We start from the raw sequence: 416 nt of genomic DNA, 5'->3' as shown, positions 1-416 counted from the left end.
GGCGGGGGGCGAGGCCCGCGGCTTCCGTGCGTGGCCGAGGCCCGGCAGCCTGGCCTCACGCGTTCGCGAGCGTGGGTGTCCGAATGTCCGGCATCCGAAAGGATCATCCCCGCTCGGCGTTCGCACCGCTCATCGGCGCCGTGCGTGACAAGGTGGCCGAGGTGCGGCCACCGCAGGTGTGCCGTCGGCTGACCGGCGGCGCCGAGAATGATCGAGCTGGAGTCGACGTATGGGAAGGCAGGCGATGAGCGCGCTTTACCTGGTTGCGATGGTGGCCGTCGTGGTAGGCGTGGACGTCTTGTTCTTCAGGCATGACCTCTGGCCGCGGCTGATGGTGAACGTCGGGATTGTCCTGGTGTTCGCCGCGTTCTACTTGAGGTTCCTGAAGCGACCCTGAGCGCAGCCACGTCATGCGG

Annotated in this window: 1 protein-coding gene; it reads left to right on the top strand. The window is 67.5% G+C overall.

The window, feature by feature from the left end; translation table 11 throughout:
- Positions 1–229 precede the first annotated feature (229 nt).
- Positions 230–397 (top strand): hypothetical protein, encoded by a 168-nt coding sequence (locus AC5WS8_RS39400; RefSeq protein ID WP_496108278.1) that lies wholly within the window; start codon positions 230–232, stop codon positions 395–397.
- Positions 398–416 lie beyond the last annotated feature (19 nt).

The sequence above is a fragment of the Streptomyces sp. PTL18 genome (genome assembly GCF_059510295.1).
The sequence above is the reverse complement of the archived record's forward strand: the minus strand, read 5'-3'. Positions and strand labels throughout refer to the sequence as shown.

Coding starts and splice junctions, on each gene's coding strand:
- AC5WS8_RS39400 (WP_496108278.1), top strand. CDS start 230: ATGGGAAGGCAGGCGATGAGCGCGCTTTACCTGGTTGCGATGGTGGCC.